24 protein-coding genes and 1 pseudogene are annotated in these 24,760 nt (G+C 60.6%); 10 read left to right on the plus strand and 15 right to left on the minus strand.

The features are described from left to right. Nucleotides 1-18: 18 nt before the first annotated feature. From PSH91_RS02885 to PSH91_RS02895, 3 genes are all read right to left on the minus strand, one after another. A complete protein-coding gene (locus tag PSH91_RS02885; protein WP_047227327.1) occupies nt 19-210 on the minus strand; it encodes a hypothetical protein in 192 nt (63 codons plus the stop codon). A gap of 68 nt (nt 211-278) precedes the next feature. Then, nucleotides 279-866 carry a TIGR00730 family Rossman fold protein gene (locus PSH91_RS02890; RefSeq protein WP_047227328.1) on the minus strand — a complete coding sequence of 196 codons (588 nt, stop codon included), beginning with the start codon at nt 864-866 and terminating at the stop codon, nt 279-281. 61 nt (nt 867-927) lie between these two features. Continuing rightward, on the minus strand, nt 928-1,053 hold the full coding sequence (locus PSH91_RS02895; RefSeq protein WP_257220608.1) for a hypothetical protein: 126 nt from the start codon (nt 1,051-1,053) through the stop codon (nt 928-930). Nucleotides 1,054-1,209: 156 nt separating this feature from the next. On the opposite strand from PSH91_RS02895, the gene azu reads away from it, so the two are divergent. Beyond that, the gene (gene azu, locus PSH91_RS02900; RefSeq protein WP_047227329.1) at nt 1,210-1,656 is read left to right on the plus strand and encodes an azurin; all 447 of its coding nucleotides are present in this window, start codon (nt 1,210-1,212) and stop codon (nt 1,654-1,656) included. Between the two features lie 170 nt (nt 1,657-1,826). On the opposite strand, the gene nadE is transcribed toward azu, so the two are convergent. The 3 genes from nadE to PSH91_RS02915 form a co-directional block, all read right to left on the minus strand. Further along, on the minus strand, nt 1,827-2,654 hold the full coding sequence (gene nadE / locus PSH91_RS02905; RefSeq protein WP_047227330.1) for an ammonia-dependent NAD(+) synthetase: 828 nt from the start codon (nt 2,652-2,654) through the stop codon (nt 1,827-1,829). 23 nt (nt 2,655-2,677) lie between these two features. Further along, nucleotides 2,678-3,883, minus strand: coding sequence for a nicotinate phosphoribosyltransferase (pncB, locus tag PSH91_RS02910; protein WP_047227331.1), 1,206 nt, complete (start codon nt 3,881-3,883; stop codon nt 2,678-2,680). Between the two features lie 244 nt (nt 3,884-4,127). Continuing rightward, nucleotides 4,128-5,033, minus strand: coding sequence for a LysR family transcriptional regulator (locus PSH91_RS02915; protein ID WP_107321470.1), 906 nt, complete (start codon nt 5,031-5,033; stop codon nt 4,128-4,130). A gap of 177 nt (nt 5,034-5,210) precedes the next feature. Here PSH91_RS02915 and PSH91_RS02920 point away from each other — a divergent pair, with 177 nt between their 5' ends. From PSH91_RS02920 to PSH91_RS02955, 8 genes are all read left to right on the plus strand, one after another. After that, nucleotides 5,211-6,701, plus strand: coding sequence for an aldehyde dehydrogenase family protein (locus tag PSH91_RS02920; protein WP_305467233.1), 1,491 nt, complete (start codon nt 5,211-5,213; stop codon nt 6,699-6,701). Between the two features lie 156 nt (nt 6,702-6,857). Continuing rightward, the gene (locus PSH91_RS02925) at nt 6,858-8,141 is read left to right on the plus strand and encodes an FAD-binding oxidoreductase (protein WP_160893726.1); all 1,284 of its coding nucleotides are present in this window, start codon (nt 6,858-6,860) and stop codon (nt 8,139-8,141) included. A gap of 365 nt (nt 8,142-8,506) precedes the next feature. Continuing rightward, complete coding sequence (locus tag PSH91_RS02930; RefSeq protein ID WP_047227335.1) at nt 8,507-9,643, plus strand: branched-chain amino acid ABC transporter substrate-binding protein; 1,137 nt, start codon at nt 8,507-8,509, stop codon at nt 9,641-9,643. A gap of 170 nt (nt 9,644-9,813) precedes the next feature. Further along, the gene (locus tag PSH91_RS02935; RefSeq protein WP_047227336.1) at nt 9,814-10,728 is read left to right on the plus strand and encodes a branched-chain amino acid ABC transporter permease; all 915 of its coding nucleotides are present in this window, start codon (nt 9,814-9,816) and stop codon (nt 10,726-10,728) included. 2 nt (nt 10,729-10,730) lie between these two features. Next, nucleotides 10,731-12,011, plus strand: coding sequence for a high-affinity branched-chain amino acid ABC transporter permease LivM (livM, locus tag PSH91_RS02940; protein ID WP_076382888.1), 1,281 nt, complete (start codon nt 10,731-10,733; stop codon nt 12,009-12,011). Then, nucleotides 12,008-12,880: an ABC transporter ATP-binding protein gene (locus PSH91_RS02945; RefSeq protein WP_047227338.1), complete on the plus strand. Its 873-nt coding sequence runs from the start codon at nt 12,008-12,010 to the stop codon at nt 12,878-12,880. The genes livM and PSH91_RS02945 overlap by 4 nt, the downstream gene beginning before the upstream one ends. Then, nucleotides 12,877-13,593, plus strand: a complete 717-nt coding sequence (locus tag PSH91_RS02950) for an ABC transporter ATP-binding protein (protein ID WP_076382886.1) — start codon at nt 12,877-12,879, stop codon at nt 13,591-13,593. The genes PSH91_RS02945 and PSH91_RS02950 overlap by 4 nt, the downstream gene beginning before the upstream one ends. An 852-nt stretch (nt 13,594-14,445) precedes the next feature. After that, on the plus strand, nt 14,446-15,210 hold the full coding sequence (locus PSH91_RS02955) for an SDR family oxidoreductase (protein WP_047227340.1): 765 nt from the start codon (nt 14,446-14,448) through the stop codon (nt 15,208-15,210). A 155-nt stretch (nt 15,211-15,365) separates the two neighbouring features. On the opposite strand, the gene PSH91_RS02960 is transcribed toward PSH91_RS02955, so the two are convergent. From PSH91_RS02960 to PSH91_RS02990, 7 genes and pseudogenes are all read right to left on the minus strand, one after another. Beyond that, on the minus strand, nt 15,366-16,496 hold the full coding sequence (locus PSH91_RS02960; RefSeq protein WP_047227341.1) for an AGE family epimerase/isomerase: 1,131 nt from the start codon (nt 16,494-16,496) through the stop codon (nt 15,366-15,368). A 180-nt stretch (nt 16,497-16,676) separates the two neighbouring features. Further along, a pseudogene (locus PSH91_RS02965) lies at nt 16,677-17,250 on the minus strand (HupE/UreJ family protein). A 45-nt stretch (nt 17,251-17,295) separates the two neighbouring features. After that, the gene (gene ureG, locus PSH91_RS02970; protein ID WP_047227343.1) at nt 17,296-17,910 is read right to left on the minus strand and encodes an urease accessory protein UreG; all 615 of its coding nucleotides are present in this window, start codon (nt 17,908-17,910) and stop codon (nt 17,296-17,298) included. Nucleotides 17,911-17,919: 9 nt separating this feature from the next. Beyond that, nucleotides 17,920-18,594 (minus strand): urease accessory protein UreF, encoded by a 675-nt coding sequence (locus PSH91_RS02975; RefSeq protein WP_076382884.1) that lies wholly within the window; start codon nt 18,592-18,594, stop codon nt 17,920-17,922. Beyond that, nucleotides 18,591-19,091 carry an urease accessory protein UreE gene (ureE, locus tag PSH91_RS02980; protein ID WP_047227345.1) on the minus strand — a complete coding sequence of 167 codons (501 nt, stop codon included), beginning with the start codon at nt 19,089-19,091 and terminating at the stop codon, nt 18,591-18,593. Before ureE ends, PSH91_RS02975 begins: the two co-directional genes overlap by 4 nt. A gap of 271 nt (nt 19,092-19,362) precedes the next feature. Next, nucleotides 19,363-19,995, minus strand: coding sequence for a TetR family transcriptional regulator (locus tag PSH91_RS02985; protein ID WP_047227346.1), 633 nt, complete (start codon nt 19,993-19,995; stop codon nt 19,363-19,365). Nucleotides 19,996-20,152: 157 nt separating this feature from the next. Further along, a complete protein-coding gene (locus tag PSH91_RS02990; protein WP_047227347.1) occupies nt 20,153-20,617 on the minus strand; it encodes a hypothetical protein in 465 nt (154 codons plus the stop codon). 386 nt (nt 20,618-21,003) lie between these two features. Here PSH91_RS02990 and PSH91_RS02995 point away from each other — a divergent pair, with 386 nt between their 5' ends. Beyond that, nucleotides 21,004-23,079: an AsmA family protein gene (locus PSH91_RS02995; protein ID WP_076382880.1), complete on the plus strand. Its 2,076-nt coding sequence runs from the start codon at nt 21,004-21,006 to the stop codon at nt 23,077-23,079. 109 nt (nt 23,080-23,188) lie between these two features. Here the strand turns inward: PSH91_RS02995 and PSH91_RS03000 are convergent, their stop codons facing one another. Both PSH91_RS03000 and PSH91_RS03005 read right to left on the minus strand, forming a co-directional pair. Next, nucleotides 23,189-23,719 carry a bacterioferritin gene (locus PSH91_RS03000; protein ID WP_047227349.1) on the minus strand — a complete coding sequence of 177 codons (531 nt, stop codon included), beginning with the start codon at nt 23,717-23,719 and terminating at the stop codon, nt 23,189-23,191. Nucleotides 23,720-23,775: 56 nt separating this feature from the next. Next, a complete protein-coding gene (locus PSH91_RS03005) occupies nt 23,776-24,717 on the minus strand; it encodes a LysR substrate-binding domain-containing protein (protein ID WP_047227350.1) in 942 nt (313 codons plus the stop codon). Nucleotides 24,718-24,760 lie beyond the last annotated feature (43 nt).

The raw sequence follows: 24,760 nt of genomic DNA on the forward strand, positions 1-24,760 counted from the left end.
CATCGGGCCCTGAGGGTATCAGGCGTCGGGCGTCTGATCTTTCGGTGCATCAACATCTACGTCTGCTGCCACGTCGCCTTCGGTATCCGGGGTCAGTGCTGCTGCTTCTTCTTCAGCGGTAGCTTTCTTGCGCTGAAGCTTTTCCTCTTTCTTCTGCTCCTTGGCCAAGTCTCTCTGACGTTTGGCGAAGGAATAATTGGGTTTGGCCATGGGCGATCCTCTGGGGTCGAAGGTGAGGTTGAGCGGCGCGTATTCTGCCCTGTATCGGGGTCGAGCCGTTAGCTGGGTTTTTGTTCGGCCCACTTTGGCTGCACCGACGGTTGCCATTCGTCCAGCGCATCGAGCAGGTGGTGGGGTGATTCGCTCACTTGCAGCATGTCACGGTGGGGCCCACGGACGAAGCCTTCGCCGACGATATGATCAAGAAAACCGGTGAGTTTGCTGTAGAAACCGTTCACTTCCAGCAGCCCCAGCGGTTTGTTGTGATAGCCGAGCTGGCCCCAGGTCCAGACTTCGAACAACTCCTCCAGCGTGCCAAGGCCGCCGGGCAGGGCGATGAAGGCATCGCTGAGCTGAGCCATGCGTGCCTTGCGGGCGTGCATGCCGTCCACCACTTCCAGGCGGGTCAGGCCGCTGTGGCCGATTTCCTTGTCTTTGAGGCTCTGCGGGATGATACCGATCACTTCGCCGCCGGCCGCCAGGGCCGCATCGGCGACGATGCCCATCAAGCCGACCGCGCCGCCGCCATAGACCAGGGTCAGTTTTCGTTCTGCCAACGCACGCCCCAAGGCCTGCGCCGCTTCACGATAGGCTGGGTGGCTACCGGTGCTGGCGCCGCAAAATACACAAACAGACGCTAAAGACATGCCTTACTCCGTGGTCAGTAACTGGACCAGAGTAAAGCCTGGCTTTGGCTGCGCAAAGCAATTAAACCTCGCGCCGGGGTTTTTCGTAGGTGCCACTGGCACCGCAGGCGTAGGCGGCAAGCAAGCTGCACAGCAGGCCGTTGAGGTTCATGATGCGGTACTCCAGAGAGGTGATGGAGCTGATCATATGGCCGCCTCATACCTTTGGCTGGTTGATTATGCTCATCAGGCTGATAGCCTTAAGTTGTATACAATCTTTGACTCAGGTCATAGGAACTTGTCTGAAATTCAGGCAGTCTTCCCCATTGACGGAATTTTTCTAACCATGCCTTGGAGATTCACCATGTTTGCCAAACTTGCTGCAGTATCCCTGTTGACGCTGGCCAGCAGCCAGCTGATGGCAGCCGAGTGCAAGACCACCATCGACTCGACCGACCAGATGTCCTTCAGCACCAAGGCCATCGAGATCGACAAGAGCTGCAAGACCTTCACCGTTGAACTGACTCACTCAGGCAGCTTGCCGAAGAACGTCATGGGCCATAACTGGGTACTGAGCAAAGAGGCTGACATGCAGCCGATTGCTACCGATGGCCTGGCAGCCGGCATCGACAAGAACTACCTGAAAGAAGACGATGCGCGCATCATCGCTCACACCAAGCTCATTGGGGCCAAGGAGAAGGACTCGGTGACTTTCGATGTGTCGAAACTGAGCGCCGATGAGAAATACGGCTTCTTCTGCTCGTTCCCGGGCCACATCTCGATGATGAAAGGCACGGTTACCCTGAAGTAATCACATCAGGCATAAAAAAAGCGCCCGTTTCAGGGCGCTTTTTTGTGCCTCGCCAATAACCGCACATCCTGTGGGAGCGAGCCTGCTCGCGATGACGGCAGCACATTCAACATCAATGCAAACTGACCCACCGCTATCGCGAGCAGGCTCGCTCCCACAGGGATTGCCGGTCACGGCGCGTACGGCATCACCCGCTTGTGCTCGGTCTTGCGATAGGTCTCGCAAATGATTCGAGCGGCTTCTTCGCGCACCGGCAGCCCATGCAGGAACGCATCGATCTCGCCATAGGTCACGCCGTGGGCGGCTTCGTCGGGCTTGCCGGGCGACAGGTCCTCAAGGTCGGCAGTGGGGACTTTTTCCACCAGCGATTCCGGCGCGCCGAAGTCTCGGGCAATAGCCCGGACCTGGTTTTTCACCAGGCCGCTCAACGGCGCCAGGTCACAGGCGCCGTCACCGAACTTGGTGAAGAAACCCATCACGGCTTCGGCCGCATGGTCGGTGCCGATGACCAGGCCTTGCTCGGCACCGGCGATGGTGTACTGCGCCACCATGCGCATCCGCGCCTTGGTATTGCCCAGCACGAAATCCCGGGAGCCCGGCCCTTTGCCTTCGAACGCCAGCACTTCCTTGGCCAGTGCCTTGACCGCCGGACCGATGTTGACGGTATGGCGCTCGTCCGGCTCGATGAAGTCCACGCAGGCCTGGGCTTCATGTTCGTCGAACTGGGTTTCGTACGGCAGGCGCACGGCAATGAACTTGTAGGCGGCGTTGCCGGTTTTCTCCCGCAGTTCACGCGCTGCGCGTTGGGCCAGCAGGCCGGCGGTCAGCGAATCGACCCCGCCGCTGATGCCCAGTACGAGGGTCTTGAGTCCGGAGTTGACCAGACAATCCTGGATAAAGCCCACCCGACGAGCGACTTCGGCCTTGAGGGCAGCGTCATCGGCGAACGGTGGCTGAACCTTGAGCTGTTCAGCAATCTCACGCTGTACGGCTTGCATGAATTCACTCCTTGCTTGGTGTGTCAAAGGGCGGCAGGTACTTGGAAAACGTGTCGCATGTAAGCGACGAAATTCGGGTCTTTGCAGTGGGTCTTGCCGGGCTCGTCTGAAATCTTGGCCACGGGTTGCCCGTCACAGCTGATCATTTTAAGCACGATGCTCATCGGCTCCACACCCGGGATGTCACACGTCAGGTTGGTGCCGATACCGAAGCTGACATTAATGCGACCACGCAATGCCCGAAAAATCTCCAGGCATTTGGGCAGTGTCAGGCTATCGGAGAACACCAGTGTCTTGCTCATCGGGTCGATACCGAGCTTGTGGTAGTGAGCAATGGCTTTTTCGGCCCAGATGACCGGGTCCCCGGAGTCATGGCGCAAGCCGTCGAACAGCTTGGCGAAGAACAGATCGAAGTCCTTGAGGAAAGCGTCCATGGTGATGCAATCGGTCAGTGCGATTCCCAGCAGGCCCCGGTACTCACGCACCCAGCAATCGAGGGCGGCGATCTGACTGTCGATCAGCCGCGGGCCCAGTTGCTGATGGGCCATGATCCATTCGTGGGCCATGGTGCCCAGGGGTTTCATGTCCAGCTCGCGGGACAGGTGCACATTGCTGGTGCCGACGAAGCGTCCAGGGAAATCGTGCTTGAGCACGTTGACGACTTCTTCCTGGACGCGATAGGAAAACCGCCGGCGGGTGCCGAAGTCCGCGACCTGCAGTTCGGATAACTCGTCGGCGCTGGCGTTGGCGGTCAGCCAGTCGAACTTGCGATACAGCTGTTCGCGCGCCTGCTCCAGAACGATCTCGCGGTAGCGATAGCGATTACGTACCTCGCTGACGATGGCCAGCAGCGGCACTTCGAACAGAATCACATGCAACCATGGCCCACGCAGGCGGATAAACAGCTCGCCGTTCTCGATACCGGTGTGCACATAGCGCAGATTGAAACGGAACAGGCCCAGAAAACGCAGGAAATCGGGTTTGAGGAAGCTGATGCGCTCCAGGAAGCCCAACTGGTCGACGCTCAGACTCAGCTCGGCCAGGCGTTCGATCTGAAAGCGGATCTCCGCCAGATACGGGCGCAGGTCTTCGCTGTTGCGGCAGCGAAATTCCCATTCGACTTCGACGTTGGGGTAGTTGTGCAGCACCGCCTGCATCATCGTCAGTTTGTAGAAGTCGGTGTCGAGCAGGTTCTGCACGATGCGATCGGCAAATACACTCTCGCTCATGGCGGGAATCTCCAGACAGGCCGCTGCGGCGGGCAGCGGGGTGCAGCGGTTGGTGGTGAAGGGGCTAGTGGCGCATAACCCTGGTGAGTATTGCCAGCGATTTTTTAACGGCGGGTACTCCGCTGGAGTGTCTGGATATGCCAACGGGCCTCATCGCGGGCAAGCCTTGCTCCCACAGAAGAGCGTGCGACTGACAGCGTTGCTATGCCCTTGTGGGAGCAAGGCTTGCCCGCGATAGCCATGCTCAAGGTGCCATCGAAACCTCGTTCTGCTCCAGCATCCACTCCACAAAAAGCCTGACCTTGGGCACTTCCGCCGAATGTTCAGGATAGGCCAGGTAATAGGCATCGGTACTGGGCATCGCATAGTGCCAGGGGATCACCAGCTTGCCGTCAGCCAGTTCTTCTTCCACCAGAAAGCGCGGCAGCAGGGCGACGCCGCAGCCAACCTGGGCGGCCCGGATGCACATGTAGAACGTTTCGAAGCGCGGCCCGTGGTAGCTGTGTTCGGTGTGATAACCCTGGCTGGCGAACCAGTCGTGCCAGGCCTGGGGGCGTGAGGCGTTTTGCAGCAGCACCAGATCGGTCAGTTGCGTCGGGTCGCTGAAGGGCTGGGCCGGCAGATTGCCAGGCGCGCAGACCGGCACCAGTTCTTCGCCGAACAGTTTCAGGGATTCGGCGCCGGGCCGTGAGCCCTGGCCGAAATAGAACGCCAGGTCGCTGCGCCCCTGAAGCAAGTCGTCGGCCTCCTGCTCGCTGCACAGGTCCAGATGAATTTTCGGGTGCCGCAGGCGCCAGCCTTTGAGCCGTGGGACCAGCCAGCGAGCTCCGAAGGTTGGCGGTGTGGAAACCCGTAGGACTTCGGTATCGCCGCCGTAGGAGCGCAAGTAGTGGGTCGACATCTCCACCTGCGTAAGGATTTTTCGTACCTCCCCCAGGTACAAATCCCCGGCCGGTGTCAGCTGCAAGCGTCGACGTACGCGGCGAAACAGCAAATGCTGTAGCAGTTCCTCCAACTGTGCGACCTGTTTGCTGACGGCGCTCTGAGTCAGGTTCAGCTCTTCGGCGGCGCGAGTGAAGCTCAGGTGTCGGGTCACCGCTTCGAAGCACTGTAGCGCCGTGATCGACGGCAAATAGCGTTTATTGATCATGATGAGGCCTTATTTCTTGTGGCGCTGCTTATCCGGTCATGGCCAGCATGAATAAACGGAATGATATCTCGCTTAAAGGTCGTTTGTTGGCAAGTCTCGGGCCAGCTACAACTACAGGTCTGATCAGCCGTGATCGTCCGGCTGCCAATTCTTTGTCTTTTGTTTGAGGAATTAACCATGGTTGCTGCATTGCTTGATCGTCTGGGTGTCGAACCGGCCTTGTACCAGAGCGGCACACAACCGGTGCATTCGCCCATCGACGGCAGTCGCATCGGCGCCGTGAACTGGGAGGGCGCCGCAGAGGTTGAGCAGCAGGTCAGCCGCGCCGAGCATGCGTTCGACCTGTGGCGCCAGGTGCCGGCCCCTCGCCGCGGCGAGTTGGTACGTCAATTTGGTGATCTGCTGCGCGAGTACAAGGCCGACCTCGGCGAGCTGGTGTCCTGGGAAGCCGGCAAGATCACCCAGGAAGGTTTGGGTGAAGTGCAAGAGATGATCGACATCTGCGACTTCGCAGTCGGTCTGTCCCGTCAGCTGTACGGCCTGACCATCGCCTCCGAGCGTCCGGGCCACCACATGCGTGAATCCTGGCATCCGCTGGGCGTGGTCGGCGTGATCAGCGCTTTCAACTTCCCCGTGGCGGTCTGGGCCTGGAACACGACGCTGGCGCTGGTGTGCGGCAATGCGGTGATCTGGAAACCCTCGGAAAAGACCCCGCTCACCGCCCTGGCCTGCCAAGCGTTGTTCGAACGTGTGCTGAAGAACTTCAGCGATGCGCCACCGTACCTCAGTCAAGTGATCATCGGTGGCCGCGATGCTGGCGAAGCGCTTGTGGACGATCCGCGCGTCGCGTTGATCAGCGCCACCGGCAGCACCCGCATGGGCCGTGAAGTGGCGCCGAAAGTCGCCGCGCGCTTTGCCCGCAGCATCCTCGAGCTGGGTGGCAACAATGCGATGATCCTGGCCCCCAGCGCCGATCTGGACATGGCCGTGCGCGCCATCCTGTTCAGCGCCGTCGGCACCGCCGGCCAACGTTGCACGACGCTGCGCCGCCTGATTGCCCATGAGTCGGTGAAAGAAGAGATCGTCAGCCGGCTCAAGGCCGCGTATTCGAAAGTGCGCATCGGCCATCCGCTGGAAGGCAACCTGGTCGGGCCGCTGATCGACAAGCAGAGCTTCGACAACATGCAGGATGCACTGGAGCAGGCCTTGAGCGAAGGCGGGCGAGTATTTGGTGGCAAACGCCAGCTTGAAGACCAGTTCCCGAATGCCTATTACGTCTCGCCGGCCATCGTCGAGATGCCGGAGCAGAGCGATGTGGTGTGCCACGAAACCTTCGCGCCGATCCTTTATGTGGTCGGCTACAAGGATTTTGCCCAGGCCCTGCAACTCAATAACGCGGTGCCTCAAGGCCTGTCGTCCTGCATCTTCACCACGGACGTGCGTGAAGCCGAGCAATTCATGTCAGCAGTGGGCAGCGACTGCGGCATCGCCAACGTCAACATCGGCCCGAGCGGCGCGGAAATCGGCGGCGCGTTCGGCGGCGAGAAAGAGACCGGCGGCGGACGTGAGTCAGGCTCCGATGCATGGCGCGGTTACATGCGTCGCCAGACCAACACCGTGAACTACTCGCTGGAGCTGCCGTTGGCGCAGGGGATTACTTTCGACTGAGGTCGTGTCAACGAGTGTCCCCTGTGGGAGCGAGCCTGCTCGCGATAGCGTCGGATCAGCCAACATGGATGTTGCAAGGTAAACCGCATCGCGAGCAGGCTCGCTCCCACAATGAGTTTATGTGCAGTGGTTGGGTTTCATTTCCGGAGTCTGGCAATGCCGTTACGCGAAGAATGTCTGTGGGAAAAACTGACGCCGCAAAGACCTGAAAATACCGCCCTCACCGGCGAAATCACGGTGGATGTCTGCGTGATCGGCGCAGGTTTTACCGGTTTGTCGGCGGCGGTGCATTTGCTCGAACAAGGCAAGCGCGTGGCTGTGCTGGAGGCCCATCGGGCCGGGCATGGTGGGTCGGGGCGCAATGTCGGATTGGTCAACGCCGGCTTGTGGATCCCGCCGGATGAGATAGAAGCCGGCTTCGGCGAAGCGGTGGGCAGTCAGCTCAATCGCATGCTCGGGGCGGCGCCGGCGCTGGTGTTCAGCCTCGTCGATAAATACAACATTGATTGCCAGCTGCGACGCGAAGGCACGCTGCACATGGCTCACAACGCCAGGGGCGAAGCGGACCTGCGCAGTCGTGAAGAACAATGGAAGCGCCGTGGCGCCCCGGTGGAGTTGCTCACCGGCCAGGCGTGTGCCCAGGCCACGGGCACCTCGAAAATCGCTGCGGCATTGCTCGACCGGCGTGCCGGCACGCTCAATCCGATGGCCTACACCAGTGGACTGGCCAAGGCTGCCGGCGACCTTGGTGGCCAGTTGTTTGATCATTCCCCCGTCACGCGCCTGGAACGCCAGGGCCAGCGTTGGTCGGTGCAAACTGCCCAGGGTTCGGTGCTGGCCGAGCAAGTGGTGATCGCGTCCAATGCCTACACCGAAGGTGACTGGACGGAGCTGCGGCGCAATTTCTTTCCCGGTTACTACTATCAGGTTGCCTCCGCTCCGCTGACCGACGAAGCGGCGCAGCGCATTCTGCCAGGCGGCCAGGGCTCGTGGGACACCCGCCAGGTGTTGAGCAGCATTCGTCGGGACAAGGACGGGCGTCTGTTGCTGGGCAGCCTGGGTAACGGCAATCGCAAACCCGCCTGGTTCCTCAAGGCCTGGGCCGACCGGGTGCAACAGCACTACTTCCCTTACCTCAAGCCGGTGGAATGGGAATGCACCTGGACCGGGTGTATCGCCTTCACCCCCGATCACCTGATGCGCCTGTTCGAGCCGGCCCCCGGTCTGGTGGCCGTGACGGGTTACAACGGCCGCGGCGTGACGACTGGCACAGTAGTGGGCAAAGCCTTTGCCGACTATCTGTGTCACGGCGACGCCAGCGCGCTGCCGATTCCCTTCGCCGCCATGCGGCCACTGGCCGGGACAGGCTTGCGCAGCTGCTTGTATGAAGCGGGTTTTTCGCTGTATCACGCCGGCCAGTGCCTGCGAATTGTGATCTGAATGTTGAAAAATGTTGCCGCAGCGCTCGTTTTCCACCACAACGTCTAGCCTGTTATGGTGCGGGTTGTAGCAGTTGTGCACCGCCAGTGTGCAGTTCGGTGACGCGGGTTGTTACAGGTGGGTTGCACGTCGTTTCGTGTGATGGTTGCAATGATGGCTCAGGGAGGGTTGTACCCATTTGGTTCTATGGTTGTACCTTGTGCGGTTTAGACGGTTGCACGCCCAATAAAAAAGGGCTCGAAACAGTCGAAATAACAATAAAGCAGCGACTTTTTTAAGAATAAAAAACCGATGGCACGGCGCTTGCTCTGAGCTTTTCAGTGAAGTCGCAGTGCCAACTAAAAAAAACCTTGGAGCACCACCTCATGTCCCAGACGTTTTACAAGAAAGGCTTTCTGGCCCTCGCAGTGGCAGCTGCGCTGGGTGTTTCTGCGTTTGCTCAGGCCGACGTCAAGATCGGCGTAGCGGGTCCGATGACCGGTGCCAACGCGGCATTTGGCGAGCAGTACATGAAAGGCGCACAAGCGGCGGCAGACGAGATCAATGCCAAGGGTGGCGTGAACGGCGAGAAAATCGTTCTGGTGCAGGGCGATGACGCCTGCGAACCGAAGCAGGCCGTGGCCGTGGCCAACCGCTTTGTCGATCAGGACAAGGTTCTTGGCGTGGTCGGTCACTTCTGTTCCTCGTCCACCATCCCGGCGTCCGAGGTCTACGGCGATGCCGGCATCATCTCCATCACCCCTGGTTCCACCAACCCGCAGGTCACCGAGCGTGGCCTGAGCGCGATGTTCCGTATGTGCGGTCGTGACGACCAGCAGGGCATCGTCGCCGGCGACTACATCGTTGACGTGCTCAAGGGCAAGAAAGTCGTCGTCCTGCACGACAAGGACACCTACGGCCAGGGCCTGGCGGATGCTACCAAGGCGCAGTTGGCCAAGCGTGGCGTGGAGCCGGTGCTGTACGAAGGTCTGACCCGTGGCGAGAAAGACTTCAGCGCCGTGGTCACCAAGATCCGTTCGGCCGGTGCCGACGTGGTCTACTTCGGCGGTCTGCACCCGGAAGCCGGCCCACTGGTCCGCCAGTTGCGTGAGCAAGGCCTCAAGGACGTGAAATTCATGTCCGACGACGGCATCGTCACCGACGAACTGGTCACCACCGCCGGCGGCCCGCAATACGTGGATGGTGTGTACATGACCTTCGGCGCCGACCCACGCCTGCTGCCAGACAGCAAGGCCGTGGTGGACGCGTTCCGTGCCAAGGGCACCGAGCCGGAAGGCTACACCCTGTACGCCTACGCCTCGGTCCAGGCCTTGGCGGCCGGTTTCAACGGCGCCAAGAAAAATGACGGCGAAGCCGCGGCCGAATGGCTCAAGGCCAATCCGGTCCAGACCGTGATGGGCAAGAAGGAGTGGGACTCCAAGGGCGACCTGAAAGTCTCCGACTACGTGGTTTACCAGTGGGACAAGGACGGCAAATACCATCAGCTGGAAAAACAGAAGTGACATGAACGGCTGAATCGCCCGGCGCCCCTGGTGCCGGGCGGTTTACCCGTGTTCATGCAGTACCTGTCTTTTCTCCCGAGAGCTGCGCGCACATCGTGCAGCGTCGGCGGCTGAACCCCGGTCCGTCGCAGCGGTGTGCGTGCAGTCTCTCAAATGCGTGAGATTGCGTTATGGATGGTATTTTCCTGCAGCAACTGATCAATGGCCTGACCCTCGGGTCGGTCTATGGTCTGATCGCCATCGGCTACACAATGGTCTACGGCATCATCGGCATGATCAACTTCGCCCATGGCGAGGTTTACATGATCTCTGCGTACCTCGCGGCGATCAGTCTGGCTCTGCTGGCCTGGTTCGGTATCGAATCCTTCCCCCTCATGATTCTCGGCACGCTGGTGTTCACCGTGGTGGTGACCGGCGTCTACGGCTGGGTGATCGAGCGCGTCGCCTACAAACCCCTGCGTAACTCCACTCGCCTGGCACCGCTGATCAGTGCCATCGGCATTTCGCTGATCCTGCAGAACTATGCCCAGATCAGCCAGGGCGCTCGCCAACAGGGCGTGCCCACGTTGCTCGAAGGCGCCATGCGCGTGGACATCGGCAGCGGCTTCGTCCAGCTTACCTACACCAAGATCTTCATCCTGGTCGCCGCATTCGCCGGGATGGCCTTGCTGACCTACATCATCAAGTACACCAAGCTCGGCCGCATGTGCCGCGCGACCCAGCAAGACCGCAAGATGGCCTCCATCCTCGGGATCAACACCGACCGGGTGATTTCCTATGTGTTCGTCATCGGTGCGGCCATGGCGGCCCTGGCCGGTGTGCTGATCACCATGAACTACGGCACCTTCGACTTCTATGCCGGCTTCATTATCGGCATCAAGGCGTTCACCGCAGCGGTACTCGGCGGCATCGGTTCCCTGCCTGGGGCGATGCTGGGCGGGATCATCCTCGGCATCTCCGAGTCGCTGTTCGCCGGTCTGATCAACTCTGACTACAAAGACGTGTTCAGTTTCTCGCTGCTGGTGCTGATTCTGATTTTCCGTCCCCAAGGCCTGTTGGGTCGCCCACACGTGGCGAAGGTATAAGTATGTCTGCTGCCAATAAACCGATTGATATCAAAAAGAGCGTCATCGACGCGATCCTGGCCGGCCTGATCTCGCTGATCGTGTTCGGGCCGATTGTCGGCGTGGTGCTCGACGGCTACAGCTTCAACCTGCAACCGGCCCGCGTGGGCTGGCTGGTGGCGATCGTGATGGTCGGGCGCTTTGCCTTGAGCCTGTTTCTGCAAACCCCCAAGGGTCTGAAGATTCTCCAGGGGTTCGAAAGCACCAGCTCCGGCGTGCATGTGCTGCCGCCAGACTACAAGTCGCGCCTGCGCTGGATCATCCCGGCGTTGATCGTGATTGCCATCGTGTTCCCGTTTTTTGCCAACAAATACGTGCTCACGGTGGTCATCCTCGGGCTGATTTATGTATTGCTGGGCCTGGGCCTGAACATCGTGGTCGGCCTGGCCGGGCTGCTTGACCTGGGTTACGTGGCGTTCTATGCCATCGGCGCTTATGGCCTGGCGCTGGGTTACCAATACCTGGGCCTGGGGTTCTGGACGGTGCTGCCGCTGGCGGCGATTGCGGCGGCGATGGCCGGGTGCATATTGGGATTCCCGGTGTTGCGAATGCACGGTGACTACCTGGCCATCGTGACCCTGGGTTTTGGCGAGATCATCCGGCTGGTGCTCAACAACTGGCTGTCGTTTACCGGCGGGCCGAATGGCATGCCGGTGCCGTCGCCGACCTTCTTCGGCCTGGAGTTCGGCCGGCGAGCGAAGGAGGGCGGGGTGCCGTTCCACGAGTTCTTCGGCATGGCCTACAACCCCAACGTCAAATTCCTGTTCATCTACATCGTCCTGTTCATCACCGTGCTGCTGGTGCTCTACGTCAAGCATCGCCTGACCCGCATGCCGGTCGGTCGCGCCTGGGAAGCCTTGCGCGAAGACGAGATCGCCTGCCGCTCCATGGGCCTGAACCATGTGCTGGTCAAGCTCTCGGCGTTCACCATTGGTGCTTCCACGGCGGGCCTGGCAGGCGTGTTCTTTGCCAGTTACCAGGGCTTCGTCAACCCCTCGTCGTTCACCTTCTTCGAGTCGGCGCTGATTCTGGCGATCGTGGTACTGGGCGGCATGGGGTCGACAGTGGGCGTGGTCATCGCTGCATTTGTCCTCACCGTGGCGCCGGAGTTGCTGCGCAGCTTCTCGGAATACCGGGTGCTGCTGTTCGGCGTGCTGATGGTGTTGATGATGATCTGGCGCCCGCGCGGCCTGATTCGCATCAGTCGTACCGGGGTGACGCCGCGTAAGGGAGTAGCGCCATGAGCGAAGTCGTGCTTACCGTTGAAAACCTGATGATGCAATTCGGTGGGATCAAGGCCCTCAGCGACGTCAGCCTGCAAGTCAAGCGCAACTCGATCTTCGCCCTGATCGGCCCCAACGGTGCGGGCAAGACCACGGTGTTCAACTGCCTGACCGGTTTCTACAAGGCCACAGGCGGCAAAATCGAGCTCAATGTGCGCGGCGAGCGGACCGATGTCATCAAGCTGTTGGGCGAACCGTTTCGTCCCACTGACTTCGTGTCCCCCAAATCCTTCGCCAGCCGGGTGTTCTACAAGATGTTCGGCGGCACCCACCTGGTGAACCGTGCAGGCCTGGCGCGGACCTTCCAGAACATTCGCCTGTTCAAGGAAATGTCCGTGCTGGAGAACCTGTTGGTGGCTCAGCACATGTGGGTCAATCGCAGTCTGGTGGCGGGCGTGCTCAACACCAAGGGTTACCGCCAGGCAGAAAGCGATGCCCTGGACCACGCCTTCTACTGGCTGGAAGTGGTGGACCTGGTGGATTGCGCCAACCGGCTGGCGGGCGAACTTTCCTATGGCCAGCAACGGCGCTTGGAAATTGCCCGGGCCATGTGCACCCGCCCGCAGATCATCTGTCTCGACGAACCGGCCGCCGGCCTAAACCCTCAGGAAACCGAAGCGCTGAGCGCGATGATCCGGCTGCTGCGCGACGAGCACGATCTGACCGTGGTGCTGATCGAACACGACATGGGCATGGTAATGAGCATTTCCGACCACATCGTGGTGCTGGACCACGGCAACGTGATCGCCGAGGGCGGTCCCGAGGCGATTCGCAACGATCCGAAGGTGATCGCGGCCTACCTGGGTGCCGATGAAGAGGAGCTGGTATGAGTGGACCTATCCTCGAACTCAAGGAGCTGGACGTATTCTATGGGCCGATCCAGGCCCTGAAAAAAGTCTCGATGCACATTGGGGAAGGTGAAACCGTCAGCCTGATTGGCTCCAACGGTGCCGGCAAGTCCACGTTGCTGATGTCGATTTTCGGCCAGCCGCGGGCGGCGAGTGGGCAGATTATCTACCAGGGCGTGGACATCACGCACAAGTCGTCCCACTACATCGCCTCCAACGGCATCGCGCAATCGCCGGAAGGACGGCGGGTATTCCCTGACATGACCGTTGAGGAAAACCTGTTGATGGGCACCATTCCCATCGGTGACAAGCACGCCAGCGAAGACATGCAGCGCATGTTCGAGCTGTTCCCGCGGCTCAAGGAGCGGCGCAACCAGCGGGCCATGACCATGTCCGGGGGCGAGCAGCAGATGCTCGCCATCGCCCGGGCGCTGATGAGCCGGCCCAAGTTGTTGCTGCTCGATGAACCCAGCCTGGGATTGGCGCCGATCGTGGTCAAACAGATCTTCGCCACCTTGCGGGAACTGGCGTCCACCGGCATGACGATCTTTCTGGTGGAGCAGAACGCCAACCACGCCCTCAGGCTGTCGGACCGGGCCTATGTGATGGTCAACGGTGAAATCCGCCTGACCGGCACCGGCAAGGAACTGCTGGTCAACGAAGAGGTGCGCAACGCGTATCTGGGCGGCCATTGACACAAGGCCAGCCATGAAAAAACCGGCGATTGAATCGCCGGTTTTTTTATCTTTCAAAGCCACCACCATTCCCCTTGTGGGAGCGAGCCTGCTCGCGATGGCGCCGGACCATCCAACCTCTTTATATCGGACATGGCCCTATCGCGAGCAGGCTCGCTCCCACAGGGTTTGGCGCTGTGCCCGAGAATTGTGGACAACAATCCTGAGCCCCTGCGAAACCGCGACATAAAGTCGCCGCAAACAGTTGTTTTGTCACGGTTTTGACTTGTCCCCGTTTGCTGTGGAACCGGCTGTGGGTAACGTGGGAGTAGCTGGCTGCAAGCCTCTGAATACGTGGCTTTCAGGCGTGTGGTTGTTTTTTGATCAGGGGTTTTCGGTCAAGCGGGTACGAGGGTTGTCAACACTTTTATGAGGGTCGCCAAAGGCTTGGAAATCTGTGCGCAAGCCTGTGGATAAGTCTGTGATTAAACTCTGGAAAGACCGCGCTGAGGGCCGAATTTGCTGGCTTGAAGCCATCGTTCTTTTTACTGTCGGCTTATAGCAGATAAGTCGATCTGCACAACCTGCATTGCAGGGTCAAGGGAAAAAATTTTCCAAATCCCTCGCAAAGCCTTATGCACAGCGGCTTGGGGAGTTTGCACTTGCCCCCGATTGCTGTGGACCCGCCTGTGGATAAGGTGCGGGCAACCGCCTGTGGCCCTTGTTTCATAAGGCCTGGCGCCGATTGGTTGTTTTATGAGCAATGCTCGAATGAAACCTCGCTTCCAGAAGTCTTGCCCATGCTGTGCCAGGCCGGGCATGCTGTGGGCCGATTTCCATTCATTGGCTGTTTTGAGCCCCAAGGAGAACACGATGTCCAACACCCTGTTTATTACCGGCGCAACGTCCGGTTTCGGTGAAGCCTGTGCCCGTCGTTTTGCCGAAGCAGGCTGGAAACTGGTGCTGACCGGTCGTCGTGAAGAACGCCTCACTGCCCTGTGCGCCGAGTTGTCGAAGCAGACTGAAGTCCATGGTCTGGTGCTTGATGTGCGTGACCGCACAGCCATGGAGGAGGCGATCGCCAACCTGCCACCGTCCTTCGCCAAATTGCGGGGCTTGATCAACAACGCCGGTCTGGCGCTGGGCGTTGATCCTGCGCCCAAGTGCGACCTCGATGACTGGGACACGATGGTCGATACCAACGTGAAAGGTTTGATCTACAGCACCCGCCTGCTGTTGCCGCGGCTGATCGCTCATGGCCGTGGTGCCGGGATCGTCAACCTGGGGTCCATCGCCGGCAACTATCCGTACCCTGGCAGCCACGTGTACGGGGCGAGCAAGGCGTTCGTCAAACAGTTCTCCCTGAACCTGCGTTGCGATCTGCAAGGCACTGGCGTGCGGGTAAGCAACATTGAGCCGGGTCTGTGCGAGAGCGAGTTTTCCCTGGTGCGCTTTGCGGGTGACCAGGAACGCTACAACGCGACCTATGCCGGGGCCGAGCCGATCCAGCCGCAGGATATCGCCGACACCATTTTCTGGGTGCTCAACACTCCGGCCCACATCAATATCAACAGCCTGGAATTGATGCCTGTGAGCCAGACCTGGGCCGGGTTTGCCATTGAGCGCAACAAGGCGTAAGACCGCGTTATCGTTCATCGCGGGCAAGCCTTGCTCCCACAGAGTTGGCTCATCTATGGGGCAAGCCTTGCTCCCAAAGAGTTGGCTCATCTATGGGGGCAAGGTCGGCCAAATGTCTGTGGGAGCAAGGCTTGCCCGCGATAGCGATTTACCGGTCAGGCCAGATAATCAGCCAGCCCGCGGTAGCAGGTCAGCAGGTGATACGGCGTGGTCGATGGCATGTCCTGGCGGCTGACAGTGCCGTCGGCGTCCAGGCATTCGTTCCAGCCTTTGGCATGCAGGAAGTGCTGCTGCAACGCCCGTAGTTGATGCAGCAATGCGCCCTGATTGCCCGGGCGTAATGTCAGTGCCCGCAAATATTCCGCCTGAGCCCAGATGCGCTGGGTGGCGTCCCGCGGTACCTGTGATCCCAGGCTCAGCATGGCGCACACCGCGCCGGACTGCGGGCTCACGCCTTGCTGTTCGGTACGGCTGAAGCTGCTATCAAGGGCTGTGTGCAACTTGCCGCCGCGCAACAGGGGCGATGAGGCCAGCAAGTAATACCACTCGAACTGATGGCCTGGCTCAAACCAGTTATCCACAGCCTTGACCGGTTTCTCCATCATGACGCGCTGCTGCGGGTCGATGAAGTGCTTGAACATGGCATCGCACAGGGCCAGCAATGCCTGGCGCACGTTGATGTCGTCGCGAACCGAGAGGGTGGCGAGGAAGGCTTCGGCCAGGTGCATCAACGGGTTTTGCAGCGGGCCGGATGCGCGGGTCGACCAATCGCGTCCCAGGCTGGCCTCGTAAAGGCCGTCTCCGGTCGCAAAGCGCCGGGCGATGACTTCCAGGGCCGCGTTGAGTACCGACTCCACCAGCGGCTCGCGAACCTTGCTCCAGTAATGGGCGCAGGCAAACAGGATGAAAGCGTGGGTGTAAAGGTCTTTGCCGGTGTCCAGCGGTACGCCTTGGGGGTCAATGCTGTAGAACCAGCCACCATGTTCGCCATCATGGAAGTGCCGCTGCAGGGAGCGGAACAGTGCGCCAGCCCGTTCTTCGGCCTGTGGCGCTTCGCCGATCAGGCTGGCGAACACGTATAGCTGTCGCGCACAGGCCATCGCCCGGTAGCGCTGGGGCTCGAGCGGCTTGTGCCGGGTATCGAGGGATTCATAGGGCAGCGCCAGCTCGGCATTCCATCCCGGGCCTTGCCACATCGGCACGATCACGTCGTGAAAGTGCTGACGTACCGTGGCGAACAGGGCAGTCAGTTCAGGTGCAGGAGCGGGGCGGGAAGCATCGGGCATTGGTGGACGTCGTCACGGCTGGAGGGGTGATTGCGCGACATGGTAGCAGAGTGGCAAGTTCGAGAGAGGCGAGGCCTTCCAGTCCGTCATCGCGAGCAGGCTCGCTCCCACATTTATTGGCGTATGCCATACCCTGTGGGAGCGAGCCTGCTCGCGATTAGCCTTGATGGGTGCTGAAAATCAACCCGCCAACAACCACACTCCAGCCGCCGCCGAACCCGCTCCGGCCAGACGCACCAGAGGGGCGGCCGCTTGCGGCAAGACGCGAACCACGGCGTAGCCTGCGCCATGCAACGCCGCCGTCGCCGCGACAAAACCGGCCGCATAAGCCCAAGGGCTTGTCATGTCCGGCAGTTCCAGACCATGGGCCACGCCATGGAACAGCGCGAACCACCGCCGTCGCGCCAATCGCCAGGCTCAGCGGCGGGCGCACCGCCAGTGCCACCGCCAGGCCCAAGGCCAGCACCGAGGCGGCAATCCCGCTTTCCAGCGCAGGCAGGTCCAGGCCTTCAAAGCCCAGCAAACCGCCGATCAGCATGCTGACGACGAAGGTGCACGGCAGCGCCCAGCGCGCCGCGCCTTGTTGTTGGGCGGCCCACAAGCCGACCGCCAGCATGGCCAGCAGATGATCCAGCCCGCCGATGGGGTGACCGAGGCCGGCCATCAGGCCGTTATCGCCATGGCCAGGGTGAGCAAAGGCCAAGGCCGGGGTCAGCAACAGGGCGAGGGCGCCAAGCAGGCGTTTGAATGTCATGGATAAGCTTCCTTGTTGAGCGTGTGAACAGTTGAAGTTGAAAAATCAGGCGGCGGTCAGCAGGCCCTGGCGTTCGATGAAGGCGATGATCTGCTCCAGGCCCTGGCCGGTTTTCTGGTTGCTGAACACGAACGGCTTGCCGTTGCGCATCCGACGGGTGTCGCTGTCCATCATTTCCAGGGACGCACCCACCAGTGGCGCCAGGTCGATCTTGTTGATCACCAGCAGGTCGGATTTACAGATGCCCGGTCCGCCTTTGCGCGGCAGCTTGTCGCCGGCCGAGACATCGATCACATAAATGGTCAGGTCCGACAGCTCTGGGCTGAAGGTCGCCGAAAGGTTATCGCCGCCCGATTCCACCAGGATCAGATCCAGCCCCGGAAACCGTCGGTTCAATTGATCCACGGCCTCAAGGTTGATCGAGGCGTCTTCGCGGATCGCCGTGTGCGGGCAACCGCCGGTTTCCACGCCGATGATCCGCTCCGGCGCCAAGGCTTCGTTACGCACCAGAAAATCGGCATCTTCACGGGTGTAGATGTCGTTGGTGACCACCGCCAGGTTGTAGCGTTCACGCAGGGCCAGGCACAGGGCCAGGGTCAGGGCGGTTTTGCCGGAGCCTACCGGGCCGCCGATACCGACGCGCAGAGGTTGTGTATTCATGAGGGTCTCCTAGGAACGGAACAGGCGGCTGTACTGGCGCTCATGGGCCATGCACGCCAGGGACAGGCCAAACGTGGCGCTGCCGTAATGGTCGGGATCAATGTTCGAGGCGTTGTGTTGAGCCTGTTGCAGCAGTGGCAGCAGTTCGCTGGTCAGGCGCTGGGCGGCTTGCTGGCCCAGGGGCAGGGTCTTCATCAGGACGGCCAACTGGTTTTCCAGCCAGCTCCATAACCAGGCGGCCAGGGCGTCCTGGGGGCTGATGTTCCAGGCGCGGGCGGCCAAGGCCCAGCCCAGGGCCAGGTGCGGTTCAGTACGTTGTTCAAGAAAGCGCCGTGCCGCGGCATCGAGTTCCGGCAGGCCGCCCAGCAACTGCTGCAACGAATAACCCATCTGCCGACTTTCCTGATGCAGCTCGCGGGTTTCCCGGCTGGCGCGGTGTTCCTCGCAGTGTTGCAGCAAGGCGTCCCAGTCGTCGGCGGCGGCGGCGGTGCAGTGGGCCAGTAGCAAAGGCGCCTCGAAGCGTGCCAGGTTCAACAGCAACTGATCGCTGATCCAGCGACGGGCGTCGTCGCAGGTTTTGACCTGGCCGTTATCCACTGCCATCTCCAATCCCTGGGAATAGCTGTAGCCGCCGATCGGCAATTGCGGGCTGGCCAGACGCAGCAGCGCCCACGCCGGGTTCATGTGCGTACGCCGAACTGATGCAGGCGTGGCGCGTAGTTGAAATCTTCGTCGCCGTGTCGGGAATGATGATGGCCGCCGCCATACGCGCCGTGTTCCGGTTGGAACGGAGCCTCTATGTTTTCGGCACTGGCACCCAGTTGCTCGAGCATCGCCTTGAGCACGTAATCGTCCAGCAGGCGCAGCCAGCCATCGCCCACTTGCAGGGCGACATGGCGATTGCCCAGGTGATAGGCCGCGCGGGTCAGTTCAAATGCATTGGCGCAGGTGACATGCAGCAATTGTTCGGGGCGGGCGCAGACGCGCACGATGCGTCCGTCTTCAGCTTGCAGGCATTCGCCGTCGTATAACGGCGGCTGACCTCGCTCAAGGAACAACCCCACATCTTCACCCTCGGCACTGAAACAGCGCAGGCGGCTTTTGCTGCGGGCGTCGAAGGTCAGGTGCAGCTCGGCGTCCCAGCGGGGTTGAGTGTCGATTCTGCGGTGAATCACCAGCATCGGAGTGCTTCCAGCAATGAACGGTGCTGTGTTTAGAGCAAGGGGCTTGCCAATCGAAGAAGGTGTAGGAAATAGCTGGGATGGCGTTTCAGGATGGGGCGGATTGCGTGCCGTTATGGTGCGCTTGTCGATATCGCGCACCATTTTGCAGCTTTCGCGAAACACTGTGGGAGCGAGCCTGCTCGCGATATCAGTGCATCAGAAAATCAACGCTGACTGACCCACCGCTATCGCGAGCAGGCTCGCTCCCACAAAGGAAACGTCTCGGTGGCTACTCGGTACTGCCCAGCCCTTGCCAATGTTTGAGGCCAATAAAGATGAACCGCAGTTGCTGGGTAATCTTCGCCTGGGGCGTGAGGTGTTCGGGGAGAGCGTGAGCGGGTGGGTCGATAATGTCAGGCAGGGTGGCGAACACGCTTTTGACGATCAGGTCGGCCATTACGCTCAAAGCGGCAAGGTCCAGGTGCTGCAACTTGGGCATCAATGCCAGGTCGGCGGCCAGGTCCGAGCTGATGCCTTCACGCAGACAGGCGATGGCCTTGCGCACGGGCAGCGAGCCGCCGTATTGCTCACGGGCCAAAAACAGGAATTGCGAACGGTTGGCTTGGACCACGTCGAGGAAAATACGCACGGAGGCATCAATGATGCCGCCCATGACGAATTCGTTGTGGCGTACCAGCCGGATCGTTTCGCGAAAGGTCTGACCGACTTCGCTGACCAGAGCCAGGCCCAGTTGGTCCATGTCGTCGAAATGCCGGTAGAACCCGGTGGGTACGATGCCGGCGGTCCTGGCGACTTCGCGCAGGCTCAGGCTGCCGAACCCTCGGCCGCACTCCATCAAATGACGGGCTGCATCCATCAAGGCATTGCGGGTCTGTTGTTTCTGTTCGGCGCGGGGCAGCATCGCAGGGCTGACTTCTGATTCACGGAAGCGACGCACTCTAGCAAATCGGCTTTGCCGACGTCGAACGGTAGAGGGGGATATAGCGGGGAAAACGAGGTTCTCGGAAAGTCAAAAGCCCGATTGCAGGAATCGGGCTTTTTTCCAGGCCACCATGGGCTCAGCTCACTGCGCTGTTGCGTTCGATCACACGGTCACCACCACCTTCGGCAATGGCGCCCTGTGGGGTGCGCTCGTAGCCACCTTCAACCAGGCCTTTTTCTTCCAGGCGGTCACGGCCACCTTCAGCGACTTCCTGACCCTGAGGGGTACGTTCGTAGCCACCTTCAGCCACTTCCTGGCCCTGAGGGGTACGTTCGTAGCCGCCTTCGGCTACTTCTTGACCTTGAGGGGTACGTTCGTAGCCGCCTTCAGCTACTTCTTGACCTTGAGGGGTACGTTCGTAGCCGCCTTCAGCCACTTCCTGACCTTGACGGGTCTGGTCGAAGCCATCTTCAGCAACGGTCTGGCTATAGACCGAACGGCTGTCTTTAACCTGCGGCGTGGCTTGTTCGGAGGCTGGCAGTGCGAAAGCAGTGGAGGCCAGCATTGAAAGGGTGAGGCTCATCAGTAATTGGCGTTTCATGATCATTGCTCCTTGGGAGGGCGATAAAGTGGGTACGGAGGCAATGCTACTCTCGATAAGTCGATATAAAAGTTCATAAAGGCAATGGTAATAATCAACGGAATTGATTGTTCTGTGGAAAGGCTCTAGAACGGGCCTTTGCGAGGCGTGGTTTTGCACCGCAGTGGGTATTTTGTACCCATTGATGCCACGCAAAAGTGCGGGGGCGGTAACAGGTAGTTGGCGGTTTGGTCAGGATTTTTTCAGTTTTTTGTACCGCCCGTCGCCCAAAGTGTTAAACCAGTTGGCCGTATCGCCAGTCCTACTCTTCACAACGAGCCGATTACAGGCTCGTGTTTCCAAGGCGTCGCCGTCCGGACGCAGATTTGTCATCAGGAGCCTTGTGCATGACGCGCACCTCAAAAATCTTCGCCTGGACCTTCGCCAGCCTTGTTTTCCTGCTGGCCGTATTGGTGCTGGTCATCGCGTTCTTCGATTGGAACCGGATAAAGCCGCCGCTCAATGCCAAGGTTTCCGAAGAGTTGCATCGCCCGTTCGCCATCAATGGCAACCTGGCGGTGGTCTGGCAGCGCGAACCGCTGGAAGGCGGCTGGCGGGCCTGGGTGCCGTGGCCCCATGTGGTGGCCGAAGACTTGAGCCTGGGCAACCCGGACTGGTCGAAAACTGCGCAAATGGTCACGCTCAAGCGCGTCGAATTACGCATTTCGCCCCTGGCCTTGCTGGCCCGGCGAGTGGCAATTCCCCGCATCGACCTGACCGAGCCCGACGCCAACCTGCAACGCCTGGCCGATGGTCGCGCCAACTGGACGTTCGAGTTCGATCCGAAAGACCCCGACGCCGAGCCGTCCAGCTGGGTCGTGGACATTGGTACCATCGGCTTTGACAAAGGCCATGTCACTATTGATGACCAGACGCTGAAAACCCGCCTGGACCTGTTGATCGACCCGTTGGGCAAACCCATCCCGTTCAGCGATATCGTCGGCGACAATGCTGCGAAAAAAGCCCGGGACGCAGGTGCGGCTCCCCAGGATTATGCGTTTGCCTTCAAGGTCAACGGCCAGTACCACGGGCAGAACCTGGCAGGCTCCGGCAAGGTCGGTGGCCTGTTGGCTCTGCAGGATGCCTCGCAACCTTTTCCGTTGCAGGCTCAGGCGAAGATCGGTGATACCCGTGTCGAACTGGCCGGCACGCTGACCGACCCGATGAACCTGGGGGCGCTGGATCTGCGCTTGAAGCTGGCCGGGAACAGCCTGGCCAATCTTTATCCGCTGACCGGCGTGACCCTGCCGGATTCGCCGCCCTATTCCACCGATGGCCGCCTGATCGCCAAACTCCACGAGCCCGGCGGGGCACTGTTTCGTTATGAGGCCTTCAACGGCAAGATCGGCGATAGCGATATTCACGGTGACCTGGCCTACGTTGCCAGCCAGCCGCGGCCAAAACTCAGTGGCGCGCTGGTGTCCAATCAACTGTTGTTCAGCGACCTGGCCCCCCTGATCGGCGCCGATTCCAACGCCGAACAAAAGGCCCGAGGCGGCGCGAGCAAACAGCCGTCCGACAAAGTGCTGCCCGTGGAAGAGTTTCGTACCGAGCGCTGGGGCGTGATGGATGCCGATGTGGAGTTCACTGGCAAACGAATCGTCCACAGTGAGCAGTTACCGTTCACCGACCTTTACACGCATCTGGTGCTCAACGACGGCCAACTAAGCCTTGAGCCCCTGCGCTTCGGTGTGGCCGGTGGCCGGCTCGACGCGCAGATCCGCCTCAACGGCCGCACCCGGCCCCTTGAGGGACAGGCGAAGCTGACGGCGCGGGGTTTCAAGCTCAAGGAGTTGTTCCCCGGTTTCGCGCCGATGAAAACCAGCTTCGGTGAGCTGAACGGCGATGCCGATATCACCGGCCGTGGCAATTCGGTGGCGGCGTTGCTGGGCACCTCCAACGGCACGTTGAAAATGCTCATCAACGACGGCGCCATCAGTCGGGAGCTGATGGAACTGGCGGGGCTGAACGTCGGTAACTATGTGGTGGGGAAAATCTTTGGCGACGAGGAAGTGAAGATCAACTGCGCGGCGGCGGACTTCGACATCAAGACCGGCCTGGCGACCACTCGCCTGTTCGTGTTCGACACGGCGAACGCGATCATTTATGTCGATGGCACGGCGAACATGGCCACCGAACAACTGGACCTGACCATCACTCCGGAGTCCAAGGGCTGGCGCTTGATTTCCCTGCGCTCGCCCTTGTACGTGCGCGGCACCTTCGCCAAGCCCGCGGCGGGCGTCAAGGCCGTGCCGTTGATGCTGCGTGGGGCCGGGATGGTGGCGCTGGGCGTCATTGCCGCGCCGGCGGCCGGGTTGTTGGCCCTGGTTGCGCCCAGCGGTGGCGAGCCGAACCAGTGTGCGCCGTTGCTGGAGCAGATGAAGGCCGGCAAGGCACCGGTGACGGTCAAACCAACCCGCTAGCCAGGCTTTGCGGTGAGGTTACTGGCCCCATCGCGAGTAGGCTCGCTCCCACATCGACCGCGACAGGACACGATTCAATGGGGGAGCGAGCCTGCTCGCGATAGCGGTATTACAAATCGGCCAGGATGTCGGCCATGTCATCGGCATGCTCTTCTTCCTGAGCCAGGATGTCTTCGAAGATTCGCCGGGTGGTCGGGTCCTTTTCGCCGATGTACTGGATGATTTCCCGGTAGCTGTCGATGGCGATCCGTTCGGCGACCAGGTCTTCGTAGACCATTTCCTTGAGGGTGTTCCCCGCCACGTACTGGGCGTGGGAGTTACGGGTTAACAGGTCGGGGTTGAACTCCGGCTCGCCGCCCAACTGCACAATGCGCTCAGCGAGCTTGTCGGCGTGTTCGGCTTCCTGGTTGGCGTGTTCGAGAAACTCGCTGGCCGCCACGCTGGCCTTGAGGCCGGTGGCCATGAAGTAGTGGCGCTTGTAGCGCAGCACGCACACCAGCTCCGTGGCCAGCGCTTCATTGAGCAGGCGAATGACTTCCGGTCGATCGGCGCTGTAGCCCTCGGTCACCGCGCCGTTCTGCACGTTCTGCCGTGCCCGTTCGCGCAGGGTGGTTACATCGGATAGGTGCATGTCACTCATAGCATTCTCCTGGAGGCTGATCCGGTAGGGCGTCACGCTCTGTTGGCGTGATCGCTCTAAATCTGAGTGACGCGATCCTCGAAAAGTTTTACCGAATTTTTCAGTGCATGAGCGGACTGCCGCGCCTCTTCCTCCAGCCACTGGAAGAATGCCCGCACCGGCGGATGGCGTTCACGGCCTGGAACGCACAGGGCACTGTAGCCAGCGCCGTTGACCTGAATCTGCGGCCGATAAGCCACCAACAGGCCACTGGCGAGGCTTTCGGAAGCGAGGATGTTGCTCGCCAGTACCAGGCCTTGCCCGGCTATCGCCGCTTGCAGGGCGTAATGCTCCTCATCGTACTCGCGCATGCAAGGTTGCCGGGCCAGCCAGGTTTCGCCGGCCTGAGCGCACCAGGCTTCCCAGCCATGGGCATACAGTTTGGAATTGTGCCAGCGCACGCTGATCAGCGTGGGCTGCCTCTGCGCGGCCAGGGCCACTTGTTCCGGCGAGCCGTACACGCCGAAGTGTTCATCGAAAAGGCACAGGCCGTACAGGTTCGGGTAGCTGTCCAGGCTGTAGCGCACCACCAGATCGACGCTGGCGTCCTGATGCAGATCGACCACTTCGCAGTGGGTGTCCAGGCGCACGTTGATATTCGGATGACGCGCATAAAACCGGCCCAGGCGCGGCACCAGCCACAGGGTGGCAAACGCTGCGGTGGTGGACAGTGTCAGGTGAGTGTTGGTGCGTTGCGGGCGCAGGGTGTCGACGCTTTGCGCCACTTCCAGCAGGGCCCCGTGCAGGCTGTGGAACAAGCGTTGGCCGCCGTCGGTGAGCCGCACCTGGCGCGGCTGGCGTTCGAACAGCTGCACACCTAGCCAGGTTTCCAGGGCGCGGATCTGATGGGAAACCGCTGTGGGTGTCACCGACAGCTCCGCCGCCGCAGCCTTGAAGCTGAGCAGCCGTGCGGCAGACTCAAAGGCCCGCAGTGCGTTGAGGGGCAGCGTGGCAAACATTACTGATCTCCTGAAGTGCCATGGGTGAAATTAACTCATCTTG

It is taken from the genome of Pseudomonas sp. FP1154 (genome assembly GCF_030687245.1).
In the GTDB taxonomy this organism is placed as follows: Bacteria; Pseudomonadota; Gammaproteobacteria; order Pseudomonadales; family Pseudomonadaceae; genus Aquipseudomonas; species Aquipseudomonas rhizophila.